Source organism: Chryseobacterium sp. JJR-5R (assembly GCF_034047335.1).
GTDB lineage: Bacteria > Bacteroidota > Bacteroidia > Flavobacteriales > Weeksellaceae > Chryseobacterium.
In genome coordinates this window covers 1,014,719-1,031,040 of sequence record NZ_CP139137.1, presented here as the reverse complement: position 1 = coordinate 1,031,040, position 16,322 = coordinate 1,014,719, and the positions used below count along the sequence as shown (strand labels likewise).

The following is a 16,322-nucleotide window of genomic DNA, read 5'->3' as shown; positions in this document are numbered from 1 at the left end:
AATGATAACCTGCCGATTCTTATATTTAAAGAAATATAGACCGGGAAATAAAAATGATTTCAAAAAAACTTCTGACCCTCAACATTATTGTTCTGATCTGTGTTTTCTGTGCCTACATGCTGGGAACTGCTTTTATTAATTACCCTTGGATCATGGATTTTTGGAGCTACATCCGGCTGAGTGATGCTATTTATCTTTTTATTGTACTGGCTTTTCTTGCTTTAGTTTCATGGATGATCAGTACCTTGAAAATTAAAAATCTTACTGCAAAAAACAAATTCCTCTTCATCTATACTCTATTGTGTGCCTTACTGCTTGGTTATTTAATCTATGCCTCCGTTGATGCTTATCTTTCAGCTGAAAAAGCAATTACACAAAGAGGAAATGAATATATCCAACAGGCAAAAAAAGACATTAAAAAAGACAGCATTGTATTCAGGTTTGCCGGAGATTTTGCCATCGCTAACGACCTGGACGGAAAAATTGACAGTATTGAACACCGGTACGGAATCCATTATCAAAATACGGGCTGTATCATTGATGCTGTTGAAACCGAAGGGCAGAAAAAGTATAAAGAAACCGTACAACCATACCTGGAAAAGAGAAACGGTAAGGACTGGGAAAAGAAAATGAAAAAGGAGATTGAAAAACTGAAAAAGTAAAATCATCTTTTTTACATGCCAGAATAAATAACAAAACTTTCATTTGCTAATGAAAGTTTTGCTTTTATATGCTAGAATTTAATTGACCTAATGCGCTTCCAGCCAGTTATTCCCTACGCCAACTTCCACCAATAAAGGAACCTGCGTCTCAATGGCGTTTTCCATTTCCATTTTAATGATGTTGGTGGCCAGTTCTACCTCATCCACCGGAGATTCGAAAACGAGTTCGTCATGAACCTGAAGCAGCATTCTGGTCTGCATTTTTTCTTTTTCCAGTTCTTTCTGAATTTTAATCATGGCCATTTTCACCACATCTGCAGCACTTCCCTGTATCGGTGCATTTACGGCATTTCTTTCGGCGTGGGCCCGCACCACAAAGTTGTTGGAGCTGATATCTTTCAGGTGGCGTTTTCTTCCCAGAATGGTTTCCACATAACCGGTCTCGCGTGCTTTTTTTACCTGTTCCGCCATATATGCCTTCAGGTTAGGATACGTAGCAAAATAGGATTCAATCATCTGCTTGGCTTCACTTCTGGACAATCCCGTCTGTTCGGCCAGTGCAAAAGCGCCCTGACCGTAGAGGATCCCGAAATTCACGGTTTTTGCCTGCCCCCTCTGGGTTTTGGAAACTTCTTCCAGCGGAATGTTGAACAGCCTTGCTGCAGTGGAAGCGTGAATGTCTTCCCCGCTCTGAAACGCTTTGATCATATTTTCCTCCCCGGAAATTTCGGCAATCAGACGGAGTTCGATCTGGGAATAATCGGCAGAAATGATTTTCTTCCCCTCTCCGGCCACAAACGCTCCCCGGATCTGCTGTCCTCTCAGCGTCCGGATCGGGATATTCTGCAGGTTCGGGTTTACACTGGCCAGACGGCCTGTTGCAGCGGTCGTCTGCGAGAAATTGGTATGTACCCGGTTATCTGTCTTTTCAATCTGTGACGGCAGTGCATCAACGTATGTCGATTTTAATTTCTGATAGGTCCTGTATTCCAGGATATGCTTGATAATTTCATGTTTTGAAGACAGCTTCTGGAGGATATCCTCTGAGGTGGCATACTGCCCTGTTTTGGTTTTTTTTGCTTTCGGGTCCAGCCCCATTTTCTCAAACAGGATTTCTCCCAGCTGCTTGGGCGAGTTCATATTGAATTCTTCTCCGGAAAGTTCAAAGATTTTGGATTCCAGCTGCCTTAAATCATTTTCAAGGTCAATGCTTTCCTGGGCCAGCCATTTTTCATCCATGGAAATCCCGGCCAGCTCCATTTTGGCCAGTACTTCCATTAAAGGCATTTCTATGTTGAAAAAAAGGTCTTCCAGGTTTTCTTTTTTCAGCTGCGGCGCAAACAATTCATACAGCTGGAAAGTTACATCGGCATCTTCAGCAGCATAATCCGTCTGTGTCCTGAGATCCGCATCCCTGAAACTGCCCTGGTTTTTCCCTTTTTTCCCGATGATGGTTTCAATGGAAACGGGCTTATAGCTCAGATATATTTCCGAAAGGTAATCCATTCCGTGCCTTCCGTCCGGGTTCAGCAGGTAATGGGCAATCATGGTATCGAACATAGCCCCTTTTACCGTAATGTTGTACCGCTGAAGTATTTTATAGTCAAATTTTAAGTTATGTGCGACTTTTACAAGATCTTCTTTCTCAAAAAACGGCCTGAAAATTTCCAGGGTCTGTAAAACCTCGCTTTGGTCCTCCGGTAAAGGGATATAGTACGCCAATCCTTTTTTGTAAGAAAAGCTCATGCCTACCAGTTCGGCTTCCAGTTCATTAAGCGAAGTGGTTTCCGTATCGAAACACACCACCTTCTGCCTGAGAAGATTGTTCACCAGCATTTTCTGTGCCTTAGGATTATCCACAAACTGGTACAGGTGGTCGTTGTGCTCAATGGTAGATTTTGTAGATGTTTCCTGCTCCAGTTCCTCATAGGTAGCAAAAAGGTCCAGCTGGCCTACGGCCTGGGCCACTTTCTGCTGAGGCGTTTCCGCTGTTTTGACTTCAATTTCTGCCGGTACAGCAGTTCCTGTTGACGCAGGCGCAAAAGCCCTGTACAGGTTGTCATAGAGCCTTCTGAATTCAATTTCATCAAATACTTCTTTTACTTTTTCAAAATCCGGAGTATCGAGATCATATTGTTCCTGATGAAATTCCACCGGTACATCACAGATAATAGTGGCTAATTTTTTAGATAAAATCCCCCTTTCTGCAGAGGCCTCCACTTTTTCTTTAAGCTTTCCTTTAAGTTCGTGGGTATTGGCTAAAAGGTTTTCAATACTTCCGTATTCTTTAAGGAATTTCATGGCGGTTTTTTCCCCTACCCCTTCAAGCCCCGGGATATTATCCACGGAATCCCCCATCATCGCAAGAAAATCAATTACCTGCTTCGGGTTTTCGATCTGGTATTTGGCTTTTACTTCTTCAACACCGAGAATTTCCACCTCACTGCCTTTCAGTCCCGGCTTGTATATTTTGATTTTATCCGTAACCAGCTGGGCAAAATCTTTATCCGGCGTTACCATGAAAATGGTATAGCCTTCTTTTTCCGCCTTGCAGGCAATGGTCCCGATGACATCATCCGCTTCATAGCCCGGCACGCCCAAAATAGGGATATGCATTGCCTGCAGAATCCTGTGGATATAGGGAATAGCTGCTTTAATAGCTTCCGGTGTTTCGCTTCTGTTCGCTTTATAATCAAGAAAATCCACAGTCCTGATGCTGGCTTCTCCTACATCGAAGACCACAGCCAGGTGGGACGGCCTTTCTCTTCTGATGAGCTCAATCAGGGAATTGCTGAATCCGAAAATCGCAGAAGTATCCACCCCTTTGCTGGTAAGCCTCGGATTTCTGATCAATGCGTAATATCCTCTGAAAATCATTGCATAGGCATCAATAAGAAACAGCCTTTTATCTTGTGTCGCGTCCATATCTTTCATAAAGAACAAATATAAGAAATTAGTTTTCTTTTTCCTGAAACTACATTCTATGGAAATGAATTTAACCGTTTATTTAAACTGAACACTGAAAGAATCTCTCTTGAAGAATCTGAAGGCATTTATATAAAAAATATAATGTCTGACGAAGCTTATTACTGATTTTATGAAGCTTAAACCCGATACTTATTGCAGGTGGTTTAAATATTGTTCATTCTGCAGGATCATAAAAAAAGACTTCAGAAATGAAGTCTTAGTTATATAAATTTAGTCCGGATCTGCTTTTAAAAATAAATCCTGCAGCCGATTCTTAAAAAAATAAAAACATAACAGCCCGCTCCACAGGAGCCGGGCTGTTATGTTCTGAACGTATTGCTACTGAGATGCCTGTCTGCGGGATTAATTGCCGCTACTTGGCCAAAGACCCTGGTAATTTGAAGTACCGTAATCTATGGTTTCAGCACTTACGATAAAGCTGATCAGCATGCTGTTCTCGTCTACCGCATCGAAGTCCACTTCATGCTGGATCACATAGCCGTTATTCCATGTCAGAGTAATTAATGTACCTTCTTCGTGAGACTTGTTGAAGGTAATCTCACCGGTTGTAGGCTTATATTTGCCGTTCAGTAAACTCTCAAGGATATCTGATTTTTCAGTTGCCTCTACTGTCACTTTAATGATCGCATTGGAAGGATCTGAAGCTACTCTCCCGGATACGTCCGTAGATCTTGATACGCTGTAGTTCAGTTTTAATAATTTTTGTCCTTCACCTCCGTTGAATTTTAAGATTCCTCTTGAATTTGCTGCCATAATTGTAAATTTAAATCGTTAATATTTTATGATTCGGTATATTCTGTATGATTTATTAATTCAAAGATAGACCTCCTTTTTTTACCATGAAACTATTTGTACATCAATTTCAGTTTTTGTAGTAATTCTACGACTTGGTGTAGTAGTTTTACGATTTCAGAAACACCTCCAGTACAAAACGTCTGATTGTCAATTATTTAAATCATCAAAGACAAAAAAACACGGAATTTCCGCTTAACCGGGAAGTGTAAATCCGATTTGATACTGTTATGCGTGAAACAATATTATTTGTAAGACTCCTTAAACCTGAAATTACTCTTATAGATTCTTATGCTGTCTGCGGGGACCGGCTGATTGTTGATCATAATTTCCATACTGTTATTATCCGGGGCTATTTTAAAATCAAGCTTAAAATCTTTACCGGCATTTTTAAACTGTTCATTTACCTTTTCCCAGTTGAAGAATACACGGCCTTCAAAAGCCTCATCTTTTCCTGTCTCCCAGAAAAAGGCAATTTCTTTAGGAACAGCCCTTGCTTTTACCGGTGGTTTTATACCCCAGGGACGCAGCATGATTTCTTTTTCACCGTTATAGTATTCCGGCTGAGTCCTGAATAAACGGAACCCTTTGTGCTCTGAGTTGATGAAGGGTGCCCATGAATATGCTTTCTGATAGTTTTTCCATTCCTGCGGTGAAGCATCAGGCATAAACATTTTCTGTTTGATTTCTTCGCGGGTCTGGGAGATTTTAGCGAACATCCTGTCTGCATATTTTTTATCATCTTTTACCACTTCAGCCTGGAACTCTCCTAACTGTACGGAAATATACCCGAAACGGAACCACACAACCACCATGCCTTTCGGTGCAAAACCGAACGTCAGGGTACCGAACTTATAATATGACTTCCCGAATTTATTGTATTTTTCATAGTAATCAGGCTCATCTTTAATGCTGATGAACTCTTTTAGAGGCTCATCTGAAGAATCGGATTCATTGTTGGAATATGCTCTGTGGACCAAAGCCAGTACTCTATCCTTCGGAAAATCTACTTTAAGATGATAAAAGGTGTCTTCATAATTTGAAAAATAGACAATATCAGCTCCGATTGGGGTACCGCCCTGTTCCGTAAATCCTTTTCCGGAATCTCCCCATGTTCCGGATGAGCTTCCATAAGGCAAATGGGACGGAACTTTTTCCAGCGTAATAATTTCATCTTCTACGGGCGTGACAAGGTAATTATTCCAGGGATGGGAAATCTGTACATCATAACCCGGCATTGGTATTTCTTTTTTCTTCATATCCTGACAATTGATAAGCTGGAGCATTCCCAGTACAACAATAAAAGCTTTTAGTTTATCCATTTAATATATATCTTTTTCGTTCTGCGGCAGGCCTTGGTCCTGAGACCCCCGGCCCCATTCCGAAAGTATCAAGATTGGCAGACCAGTGCAAGTACAGATTCCTTAGTTTTTTAATATCAATGCCTGAATCTAAGTAAGAGTAGTTTTTTGCCTCATTAATATACTGCCCTGCTGAAGGATGTTTCCCGGCATTATAATCATTAACATACTGATTTCTCAGATTGTTACATTGAGAAATATAGCTGGTGGTCAGCTTATTGCTGATTTCCTGAATAAAACCATCCTTTATCTGCTGACGGCTTACTAAATTTTCATCATATTTTACATCAAACTGCTTTGAGTAATAAAACATATTCTGCAATGAAACTTTATCATATTCATTGGATACATTTCTTTTACCCCAGAGTTTATACATTATAACGGTCACACGACTTGGTATAACATTGGATTCAATCCAGATCTCGCCCGGCTTAAACCATCCTTCATCAATCAGAATATTCCTGAATCTTTCGCATTCGCTGTTGCTGTTGGCTTCCTGGTAAAGCAGAACCGTCTCTTTTACGTTGTTTACATAACCGCCTCCGATATCGGAATGCACCCCCGGTAAAGTCAGCTGCAGGCCTTTGATCCCGGCACTGTCTATATTCGTAAGGCTGAAATTGCCCCGGTATTCATCCGATGAAGCCAGCTGAAGTACAAAAGAGGCATTTCTCACGGCATTCAACCCCAGCTGTTTGGAATCATCATCAACAATGCTAAGCCCGAACAGCGAGGTTCCTTTATGGTTAACCCCATAAGAAGCTACAGTATCATATAACCCCACAAAATTGAATCTTACGCGCTTGGCCCTGACTTTTTCATTGAGAAGGCAGGCCCCGAAATATCCGTACTGCAGCAAGGGCGAATCCGTCTCATTAATGACAATATATTGCGAAGGTGCCGGCTCGGCATCAGATTTTTCATAAGCTGCCGGCGGATGAACCAAAATCTGCTTATCAGACAGGATCTGCGAATTAGCAGCCGTTCCGGCAATATGCATAAAGTGGCGCGCTGCGGCAGCACCCCGGCTGAATCCGTATACATTAACGGTAAGAACATCAATTTCCTTGCCCGGAAATTTTCGCTGGACAGCTTCCGCTCCTTTAACACAGCCTTTCGTGGCTTTGGCTTTTACGCCTCTTTCATTGACTCCCATCCCTGCGCCCCGGACCGGCAGGCCCAAGGTATCGTTATCCGATTTAGAATCCACTGTACCGATTCCTTCCACATAATAGGAAACCTGATTCTGAGCATTCGGGTCGATAGCATCATATCCTTTAGCCACATTGCTGAAATCATTGGCGTAGCTTCCCTGGGGAGAACCCTGGCGGCTTCCGGCCTGTGTATTGGTTTTATTGTTCAACGTACCGTCAAAAAACAGATTTAGGGTAACATCAATGGTGTTTACAGGCTTGTCATTGGGATTGATCTTCTGAGCCGGATTGTAACTGACCCCGGCCTGATTCCCTTTCTGCTCTACTGAAACGGCACTGTTGTGGCTGATCTCTTCTTTAGCATAGGTTCTGTAATCACCTCCGGTACGGGTAACGGCCTTACCTTCTACAAAATATTCAATGCTCATGGTTAGTGGTTTTTAGATTTCTCCCCGCTGTTATTCTGAACCTCTTTTTCTGCGTGGTGCTCTACTTTGCCTTCGCTGTTTACCTCTACTCCTTTAAGGGAGGTTAATTTATGTTCTTTTTCACCGTATACCTCCATATCGCCTTTTACGTAGTGGCTCATCTTCCCGACTACATTCGTCATAAAATCAGCACCGGTTGAAAGGTATTTCATGGAACCTATACTTTCAGTATGATTGACCATAATGGTATCCGATTTATTCATTCCGACATTCGTGGTCATGTTCATCCCGACATTGATATTCATGTTTTTACAGTTGAAGGTCATGGTTTCGGGAGCTGTAATCGTGATGTTGCTTCCCGTGGTATCCAGATGGATCTCATTTCCTGATTTATCCGTAATCACGATGCTTTCATCCTCTGTGAAAACAACTCTGTGGCCGCTTCTTGTCTGGATGGACTTCACCCGGTTGTCCATACCGCCGCCGAGCCCTACCCCGCCGTGGAACATCCCGCCCATCACAAAAGGGCGGTCCGGATGGCTGTGTACGAAATTAACCATCACCTGGTCACCGACTTCCGGTATCGCTACATAGCCCCTGTTCTGGCTCACCTGGTCGGTACCTCCCGCATCAGGGCTCATCATCCTTATAAAATGAGTTGTATCGTTGGTCTGCCAGTCGAACCTGACCTGTACCCTGCCCTGCCCTTCCGGATCCGTATTCGAAATAACCGTGGCAATCTGAGGCTCGGCTTTGGGGACAGCAAATTCAGGCCTAGGTAAAAAGCCCGTGTCGGAGGCAATGCCTTCAAAGCTTCCGGTGTAATGCCCGATGGTATCGATTTCGTGCGTGGATTCAGTGACCATGATCCTTGTAAAATAGGAAGATTCATTGGTGTCCGGCTTACGCATCTGCACATCCGCCACACAGCCCGGATGCAGGAACGGAACCGTAGTTGTGCCTGACAACAAAAATACATTGACAGCCTGGCTTCCCGATGCGCTTTTCTGGGAATATTCCACATCCAGATGCGTGGAAGCTTTAACCGGGGCAACCTGCAAGGCAGGGGTCTTATAAATGGAATTGTTATGCGCATAGGCTGTCCTGGCCAGCTCGCCCACATGCTGAACCGGAGTTTCACCGGAGGTCAGCTTCTCGTTTTTACTGCTGTTGTACCCGTAAAACTGGGGCTTGGTATGAACCGCGACCAATTCTACGGAAATATCATTGGCGCTGCTTCCGTAAGTGAGTTTGATCGGTTTGTTCTGAGGCGGGAGCTTTCCGAAATGAAGGACTTCACCGTCGTAAAAAAACTGCTCGCCATAGGCTTCCGCCATCCTTGCCAGGTAATTGTAATGGGTTTCGTCATACTGGCTGCTATAGATAATCTGGGAATAGTCATTGGTATCCACCCTGATGTCGAAACGGCTGGTATCAATCCCCTGTTTGATCACCTCGTTGGCGATAATGCCCATATTCACAGAGGTTTCGCCGCCGAAGCTCTGGATGTGGGGAGCACCGTCGAGCAGGATAGTCGGGCTGTATCCTTTCAGGACAATATTGCCCAGGCTCATCTTTTCCTGGCTGAAGCCTACTTTTGTAATGACTCCGACAAATGTCCGTTCCGGGCTATTATCGATATCTTTATAAGAAATGACGGCGGTCAGGCGTTTTCCCAGAAACTTGTTGGCTTCTTCCAGGGTGTGGGTCTGGCGGCCGCCTAAGGTATCGTGGGCCAGCGTAACACTGAACTCATGATGATGTTTTGTACTTTGTATTAATTTAAAGTGTTTGTAGTATTTAATGACTTTCCCTTCGATTACAAGAGCAAGCTTCACCAGCCGGTTAATTCCTGTATGGTGGTTTTCTGATACGCCGTCGGCATTTTGGGACGGGCGGAAAGAAGTACTGTCCGGTATATTTTGTGATTCTGTTTTCATATTGCCTGTGATTTGAATAGGTTAAAGGATATCTTTTATTATTCTTGCGGTTTTACATTCTGCGGGCTGCTTTCTTTCAGCGATCTGGAAAGTATTTTATTTTTCCTCAGTAAGAAATCGGGCATGACATCTTTGGGAAGGTACAGCGTGCTTTCTCCTTTCTGCTGGAGTTCCTGGGAAATCCCGGGATTCCAGCCGAGGATTTTTTTCAGGTCAACATCAAGTTCATCCGCAATTACGTCCAGGCTGAATCCTGCATTGATATCTGTCTCCGCCATTTCGACATTGTTTTTCCCGCTTCCGCCGTTAACAAAGAAAATGGTATTCATCCTTGAGGAATTATAATTGCTTAAAACACTCTGCAATTCTCCGGTTGCATAACATGCATTGAGGTATTTTTTAACATGATTGATGGTTTCTGCCGGAAGATATTTAGAGAAAATATGATACTGTGAAGATCCGGCGGAAGTCATGGCTTTTGCAATGTTCCCTTCTCCGCAGTTGTAGGCCGCCACTACCGTTACCCAGTTGTTGTACTTTTTATAGAGGTGACTGAGAGAGATCGCGGCAGTTTTGGTACTCCGGTACAGATCATTCCGGTTCTGTTCCGTAAGCCCGTACTGGTTGGCGTGGGCCGTCATAAATTGCCAGACCCCCACGGCTCCTGCTCCTGAAGTAATATTCCTGTTGAAATTGGATTCTATTAAAGCCAGGTTCCTCAGATGTTTCGGAAGCCCTTTTTCCACCAAAGAGTATTCAATAAAAGCCACAATGTCTTTGTTGGCACGGATGATATTTTTATACCGTTTCACACTGCTCTCGGAAGTATCTGAAGCTGCAAGGAACTGTGCATTCATGAAAGGTGAAACCAGGACTATAAGGATCTGAATAATATGTTTAAGTGTTGGTGTCATTATTTCTGCTTTGACAGAAGCGGCTGATCAGATCAAACAGCTCCATCTGATCAGCCTTCTGCCTTAATTTCTTTTGTTTATTCTACTTTCCAGCTCAGCTTATCTTCTTCTGTACTCCAGTCTGCGTGAATAGTCTGTCCGGATTTTACTTCTTCCCTTACGATCATTTTTGAAATCGGCCTTGCCAGCTGTGACCTGATGACTCCGGAAATCTGCCTTGCGCCGTATTTGCTGCTGAATCCGCCCAGTGCCAGGTTTTTAACAGCTTCATCACTGATTTTTAAGGTGATTCCCAATCTTGTCAATGATGCATGGAGCGATTTTAACTGGATGTTAAAGATTCTTTCGGCGATGGATTCTGTAATCGGTGCAAAAGGGATAATCTCCGTAATCCTTGCTAAAAACTCCGGCCTGAACCTGCCCGAACCGGACATGATCTGCATTAATGAGGATGATTCCGGGATTTTTCCCTCTTCAAACTGCTTTACAATTTCTTCACTTCCGATATTTGAGGTAAACAGAATCAGGGCATTGCTGAAATCCCCTTCTTTTCCGAGTTTATCATGAACTTTACCTTCATCCATAATCTGCAGGAATACATCGAAAACGGAATGATGGGCTTTTTCAATTTCATCGAATAACACCACGGTATAAGGCTGCTGCCTGATTTTATTCACCAGCATCCCTCCTTCTTCATAGCCTACATAACCCGGAGGCGCACCGTAAAGAAGTGCTGCCGAATGTTCTTCTTTAAATTCCGACATATCGAAGCGGACCATTGCTTTTTCGTCGTTGAAAAGAAGCTCCGCCATTGATTTCGCAAGTTCTGTTTTTCCTGTTCCCGTAGGGCCTAAAAGGAAGAATGAACCGATCGGCTGCCCGGGTTTATTCAATCCGCTCCGGTTTTCAACAATGGCATCGGAAAGGATTTTCAGTGCGTGGTCCTGACCGACTACCCTGTTCATTAAAAGGCCTTCCATATTCAGGAGCTTTTCTTTTTCCTGAGCCTGGATTTTACCAATCGGAATATTGGTTTTTGCAGCCATTACAGCAGCCAGTTCCAGACGGTCTACTTTTTCTCTTTTCTTTGATGCATGCTGTAAAAGCTCCGCGAAAGTCTCTTCAATTATTTTCTGAATTTCTTCTACAGGCATGGAATTGTCAATTTGCGGCTGCTCACTTAAGGAACCCCACAAAATGGGACTGATTTTGTCCCTCAGCAAATTATAGTTCCAGATGAGTTCATCTGCTTTGTCTTTGTCGTCTAAATATTCTTCGTTCTGAATAGCTTCATAGGTAGCCTTCCAGCTTTCCAGTTCTTTTTCAGAGAGTTCGTCCAGCATTTTAATGGCTGCCATGGTCCTGTCCAACAGGTCAATTGCTGCATCAGGCAGCTTTTTGCCTTTTGCATATCTTTTTGCCAGGCGCACACATTCCGGAAGCGCGGTTTTTTCAACTTCAATTCCGTGGTGTTTTTTATAGCCTTCCAGCAGGACATCAATCATTTTAACACAGGTTTTTTCATCCGGTTCGTTAACCGTCAGCACTTCAAAACGGCGGTTAAAAGCCTGTTCAGGCTCGATAATTTTTCTGTATTCTTCCTGGGTGGTTGCCCCGATTACGGTAATTTCTCCTCTTGCGAGCTCCGGTTTTAAAAGGTTAGCCACATTCCCGATGCTTCCTTTTGGGTCTAAAAGGGTATGGATCTCATCAATAAAAAGAACGGCTTTTTCAATTTTTTTACATTCATTGATTACTTTTTTCAGGCGGTCTTCAATTTCGCCTTTATAAGAAGTCCCTGCCAGCAATGCTCCCGTATCCAGCTCCAAAAGGGTTGCATTTTTAAGCATTTCAGGAACGTTGCCTTTAATGATTTCTGTAGCGAAACCTTCCACCAGAGCCGTCTTCCCGACTCCAGGCTCCCCGATAATAATTACATTCGGCTTGCTTCTCCGGCAAAGGATTTCAACCAGCATTCTCAGTTCTTTATCCCTCCCGATTATATTTTCCAGCTCGCCTTTTCGCGCCTGCGCGGTCCGGTCTACACAATAGCTTTTAATGGAAGGAAAAGAATTATCGGAATAATCGGAGCCGTTTGAAAACAGGGAAGAAAATTCTCCGTTTTCAGAACTCTCATAGGGTGTATCTTTTCTGTAGAGGTTAAAAATTTCATGTTCCCTGAGTGGCAGTGATTTCAGCTGCTGCAGCGTAAAGGCAACCTGCGGCTTTACAATGGCGGTTAAAATACAGACCGGTGTAATTTCATCCAGACCTAATTTCAGTCGGATATCATCGGCTTCTTCCACAATACGGTCTACGGCTTCATCCTCTTTAACCTCATCAGGAAGATGGCTGGTTTTGGGATAATCCTCAATCCGCACATCTGCCCATTCATAAAAATAGCCCGGATCTTTATCAATGCTTTTCAAGAATTCATTGAGGCCGATGTCTTTGTGCATCAGAGCCCGTAAAATATGAGGTGCGCCATAGGCAGCATTATAATGTTCTCTTGCAATCGACTGTGCAATGTGAAACAGCTGCTTCACCGTTTCGTTGGTTACTAATACTCCCATTTATATTTTGTGTTGGTGTTTTGGTGACTGATACCGTTCTGTCAGTATCTTACTGTAAATTTAAAGATTTATCTTTTAAATTTATTTTAATTTTTCATAAAAACCGTATGTTATGTATTATTTATGAATCTATTTGAATGGTTTATCAATTTATCTGAATCTTATGAATAATCCTTCAATTGCTTTTGCTCAAACAGATGTTTCCCAAATCAAGGGTATCAGGTTATTGTTTTTTGCTTTCTTTAAGCTTTGAACGTTTATCTTTTTGGTTAAATATCCGGATTTTTCAATAAAACAATCAGGTGATACATTAAGCTGTTCCCTTAAATATTTAGTTATTAAAGCACTAAAAGCATTTGACGAAAATTTATTAAAAAAGCTTTGGCATCTTTAAGTGGCTGATGGTTTTGAGCATCTATAACATTATCTTTCTCTGAAACCTTGATTCCTTTTATGGGGTTATGACCATTAGTAAATATATATCCTTGATAATATGAAATATTACCTTCTGAGGAATATATTTTTAAAGCTATTTATACGAAGATTATCTTATTTTTTTTAAAAAGATTGTATCCGGTTTCTTGTTTAAAAATCTATATTTCAGCTTTTCTCCGTGTTGCGACCAAACAGTTACAGCAGTATCTTTTTTATAACCATCGAAACTAAAAATTAAATCTGCGACAGACTCCTTTTTATTTTCAATCTTAAAATAGCCGTTTATATCCGTATAATCTGATAAAGAATCTGAATTAAAACTTTCTTTTACAAGCACCCTGTTCAAGGGTTTTTTAGTATCCTGATCATAAACAAAACCATGATAAAAATTTTGCTGAGAACACTGTATCGAAAATAAAATTAAAAATATATTTATTGTTCTCATCGGATTTTAATTTTAGTTAACCATAGTAAGCTAAGAACATCTCTTTCTGCTGCTACCATTCTATTTCTCTGATCGTAATCTAACCAATTTGTATAATAAGGAATAATATCTATTTCCCCACTTATTGGATAAGGTGTTGCATTAGCATTTTCGTTTTGGGTATATGGATTTACACTTCCTTTATGACCATAAGAATATATTGTTCCTCCATAAGCTTTTAAAATTGTATGTCCTATTTCATGAGCTGTGGTTTCTTTAAATTCTCTATCTTCATTATTTTCAAATCTATATCTCCATTTTTCTACTTTTATATAACCCACATTATAACAAATTGCTTCTCTTGAAATAAGATTTCCTATTGCTGCATGGGATCCTCCACAGTACCAGGATTTCCGGAGCGCATCCAGCTTCCGTTTGTATTATAAACCAAGCTTATGTCATCCATTGATTTATCAGCTGTATTCACTGCATTCACATATACTTCATACGGTTCTCTTACAATACGATATTATAAATTACATATTTTCTTCGCTACAATTGACTATTAATAAGAAGCAAAAAATATAATATAAGTTTCATTTTATTCAATATTGATAATGATTTTTATTAATAGCTATATACTAATAGTATAAATAAATGATGATCAAATTAAACAGATACTATTTAAAATATTATAATATATTTCTCTCTATTTTGGAATAGAATCTTTTTTCACAGATTTCAAGTTTTCAAAATAAATTATTCCTAAATCAATTGTATCTCTTTTATTATAGTCATCTTTATTATAGTATTTTTTAACATTAATATATTTATAAGCTTGATCACTTTTCAGAATAAAAACATGTTGCACCATTGTTGACATACTTCTAACATCAGAATAATTGTCTACAAAAAAACCATTATATAAAAAGGATCCATTATGGTCTGTTCTTATTGTATCCATATTATTGATTGCATATTTACTTACAAAAATTCTTACATTGGAGATTGGCTTATTATTTACTTTTGAATATATTTTTCCTTTTACATTTGGCATTATAATATATTTTTTATTGCATCCTGATAATAAAATAAGAATGAAAAGGCATAAGATATTTTTCATGATACATTAATTTTGGTCAGCCAAACTACTTTTAAAAGATCAAACTCCGATATTATTGTTCTGGGAATATCATAATAATTATGATAATACTTCATCAAATCTATTTCTCCAGTTTGTGGTACATATGTGGCATCTTCATCCGGATCCTGAATAATCATGCTCCAATGTGAAGTGCCTTTATGAGTTTTAGAATATATGTGTCCTCCATAAGTAAGTAGTATTTCATGCCCAATTTCGTGAGCAGAAACCATTTTATAATCGTCTATCAGTGAAGGTAAGTTTAGTAAAACATTTCTCTCATCATTTGTGTTTTCAGATCTATAAATCCATCCTCTATTTTTATAAAAAATAGAAACTGGATTACTTTTTTTCCAAGACTCTTTATATAGATATCCTTCATGAAAAAATAAAATTCTTGAAGCTTCAAAATTTCTGGATCTTCCTTCTTCACAATTTGACTGATAAACAATTTTTGGTGCCAATAATCCCTGCTCATCTACATTAGCATTTATATAGACTTCATAAAAATCAGACACAATGTTTACTCCTTTTCCTATGTTTTTGGAATTTCTTGACCAAAACTGATTAATTCCCTGTAATGTTATATCTAATAATTCCTGATATGTTCTTTGTCTTGTTTTTATTGGCGGTTTATTATAAAATGCTAAAGCTTCCTTCGGAATTTTATCCCACGGGCAGTGCTCCACCCAGCGGGTTTCATGCCTGGCGCCTTCCAGACGGGATGAACACTCCAGGCCTTCTGCCCCGCCATCCTGTAAGTTCACGCGCAAAGTGGTATCTATCCTTTTATTGTTCTTATCAATTTTTACATCTACCCAGTCTACCTTATCGTAACGGGTGGTGAACTCTACTTCTTTGGTTTTCTGTTTGCCGTTTTTACTGGCTGTAATGACTGCTTTTAATTTTTTATTGTTGAATTTTGAGCTGTCATACATTCCGTTATTATCAAAACCGTCCCAGAATATAACATAAGACCCTACCTTGGTATAATCCGACGGTGCGGTGTTGTAAGGATCAAAAACACTTTTCCAATCCCATACTTTAACAGGTTCTAGAGGTTCATACGCCGGTTTATGTTTAATAATATCTTCTGCCAGCAAAGGCAGCCTTCTTGCAGTGACTACTATTTCAGGCAGGTTGGTAATGGCATATAAAGTACTTCCGTCTTCATTTAACACTTTAAATTCCAGGGAATCGATATTGCTCAGCATCAGTGAGTAATTGAAAACAAAATTGGCATTTTCATAATTTCCTTCAAAATCCAGTATCCCGAAAGGAACGACCGTTGAGAAGCCACTGTCTTTTTTAAGTGAAAATGAAATTTCAAAGTCTTCATTGACCGTACTCCCCTTTCTTTCAAAATTTCCGTAGGTTACTCCGCTGCCTGTTCCGTTTTCCCTTATCTCATTGCTGGCATTTGAGACAATTTTCCCTTCGGAAGACATATTATGATCGCCTCCTGTTACTTTAAGGTAATTTCCCTGTACAATTCGTGTTCTGGACATGA

General features: G+C 40.6%; 12 protein-coding genes. 1 reads left to right on the top strand and 11 read right to left on the bottom strand.

Annotation, left to right across the window (positions count from 1 at the left end; all coding sequences use genetic code 11):
* Nucleotides 1-53 precede the first annotated feature (53 nt).
* Nucleotides 54-662 carry a hypothetical protein gene (locus tag SD427_RS04830; protein WP_320560153.1) on the top strand — a complete coding sequence of 203 codons (609 nt, stop codon included), beginning with the start codon at nt 54-56 and terminating at the stop codon, nt 660-662.
* An 87-nt stretch (nt 663-749) separates the two neighbouring features.
* Here SD427_RS04830 and polA read toward each other — a convergent pair whose 3' ends face one another.
* From polA to SD427_RS04775, 11 genes are all read right to left on the bottom strand, one after another.
* On the bottom strand, nt 750-3,587 hold the full coding sequence (gene polA, locus SD427_RS04825; RefSeq protein ID WP_320561016.1) for a DNA polymerase I: 2,838 nt from the start codon (nt 3,585-3,587) through the stop codon (nt 750-752).
* A 405-nt stretch (nt 3,588-3,992) separates the two neighbouring features.
* Complete coding sequence (gene tssD / locus SD427_RS04820; RefSeq protein ID WP_082474480.1) at nt 3,993-4,403, bottom strand: type VI secretion system tube protein TssD; 411 nt, start codon at nt 4,401-4,403, stop codon at nt 3,993-3,995.
* 284 nt (nt 4,404-4,687) lie between these two features.
* Entirely contained in the window at nt 4,688-5,764 is a 1,077-nt protein-coding gene (locus SD427_RS04815) for a DUF2931 family protein (RefSeq protein ID WP_320560152.1), read from the bottom strand.
* Nucleotides 5,757-7,385 carry a DUF2235 domain-containing protein gene (locus SD427_RS04810; RefSeq protein ID WP_320560151.1) on the bottom strand — a complete coding sequence of 543 codons (1,629 nt, stop codon included), beginning with the start codon at nt 7,383-7,385 and terminating at the stop codon, nt 5,757-5,759. The genes SD427_RS04815 and SD427_RS04810 overlap by 8 nt, the downstream gene beginning before the upstream one ends.
* Nucleotides 7,386-7,387: 2 nt before the next feature.
* Entirely contained in the window at nt 7,388-9,325 is a 1,938-nt protein-coding gene (locus tag SD427_RS04805) for a type VI secretion system Vgr family protein (RefSeq protein WP_320560150.1), read from the bottom strand.
* A gap of 38 nt (nt 9,326-9,363) precedes the next feature.
* Nucleotides 9,364-10,239 carry a lytic transglycosylase domain-containing protein gene (locus SD427_RS04800; RefSeq protein WP_320560149.1) on the bottom strand — a complete coding sequence of 292 codons (876 nt, stop codon included), beginning with the start codon at nt 10,237-10,239 and terminating at the stop codon, nt 9,364-9,366.
* Between the two features lie 77 nt (nt 10,240-10,316).
* Nucleotides 10,317-12,812, bottom strand: a complete 2,496-nt coding sequence (locus tag SD427_RS04795) for an ATP-dependent Clp protease ATP-binding subunit (protein WP_320560148.1) — start codon at nt 12,810-12,812, stop codon at nt 10,317-10,319.
* 544 nt (nt 12,813-13,356) lie between these two features.
* Nucleotides 13,357-13,692, bottom strand: coding sequence for a carboxypeptidase-like regulatory domain-containing protein (locus SD427_RS04790; protein ID WP_320560147.1), 336 nt, complete (start codon nt 13,690-13,692; stop codon nt 13,357-13,359).
* The gene (locus tag SD427_RS04785; protein WP_320560146.1) at nt 13,689-14,012 is read right to left on the bottom strand and encodes a hypothetical protein; all 324 of its coding nucleotides are present in this window, start codon (nt 14,010-14,012) and stop codon (nt 13,689-13,691) included. Before SD427_RS04785 ends, SD427_RS04790 begins: the two co-directional genes overlap by 4 nt.
* A 368-nt stretch (nt 14,013-14,380) precedes the next feature.
* The gene (locus SD427_RS04780) at nt 14,381-14,794 is read right to left on the bottom strand and encodes a hypothetical protein (RefSeq protein ID WP_320560145.1); all 414 of its coding nucleotides are present in this window, start codon (nt 14,792-14,794) and stop codon (nt 14,381-14,383) included.
* Nucleotides 14,791-16,320, bottom strand: coding sequence for a hypothetical protein (locus tag SD427_RS04775; RefSeq protein ID WP_320560144.1), 1,530 nt, complete (start codon nt 16,318-16,320; stop codon nt 14,791-14,793). The genes SD427_RS04780 and SD427_RS04775 overlap by 4 nt, the downstream gene beginning before the upstream one ends.
* Between the last annotated feature and the right edge of the window lie 2 nt (nt 16,321-16,322).

Coding starts and splice junctions, on each gene's coding strand:
- SD427_RS04830 (WP_320560153.1), top strand. CDS start 54: ATGATTTCAAAAAAACTTCTGACCCTCAACATTATTGTTCTGATCTGT.
- polA (WP_320561016.1), bottom strand. CDS start 3,587: ATGGACGCGACACAAGATAAAAGGCTGTTTCTTATTGATGCCTATGCA.
- tssD (WP_082474480.1), bottom strand. CDS start 4,403: ATGGCAGCAAATTCAAGAGGAATCTTAAAATTCAACGGAGGTGAAGGA.
- SD427_RS04815 (WP_320560152.1), bottom strand. CDS start 5,764: ATGGATAAACTAAAAGCTTTTATTGTTGTACTGGGAATGCTCCAGCTT.
- SD427_RS04810 (WP_320560151.1), bottom strand. CDS start 7,385: ATGAGCATTGAATATTTTGTAGAAGGTAAGGCCGTTACCCGTACCGGA.
- SD427_RS04805 (WP_320560150.1), bottom strand. CDS start 9,325: ATGAAAACAGAATCACAAAATATACCGGACAGTACTTCTTTCCGCCCG.
- SD427_RS04800 (WP_320560149.1), bottom strand. CDS start 10,239: ATGACACCAACACTTAAACATATTATTCAGATCCTTATAGTCCTGGTT.
- SD427_RS04795 (WP_320560148.1), bottom strand. CDS start 12,812: ATGGGAGTATTAGTAACCAACGAAACGGTGAAGCAGCTGTTTCACATT.
- SD427_RS04790 (WP_320560147.1), bottom strand. CDS start 13,692: ATGAGAACAATAAATATATTTTTAATTTTATTTTCGATACAGTGTTCT.
- SD427_RS04780 (WP_320560145.1), bottom strand. CDS start 14,794: ATGAAAAATATCTTATGCCTTTTCATTCTTATTTTATTATCAGGATGC.
- SD427_RS04775 (WP_320560144.1), bottom strand. CDS start 16,320: ATGTCCAGAACACGAATTGTACAGGGAAATTACCTTAAAGTAACAGGA.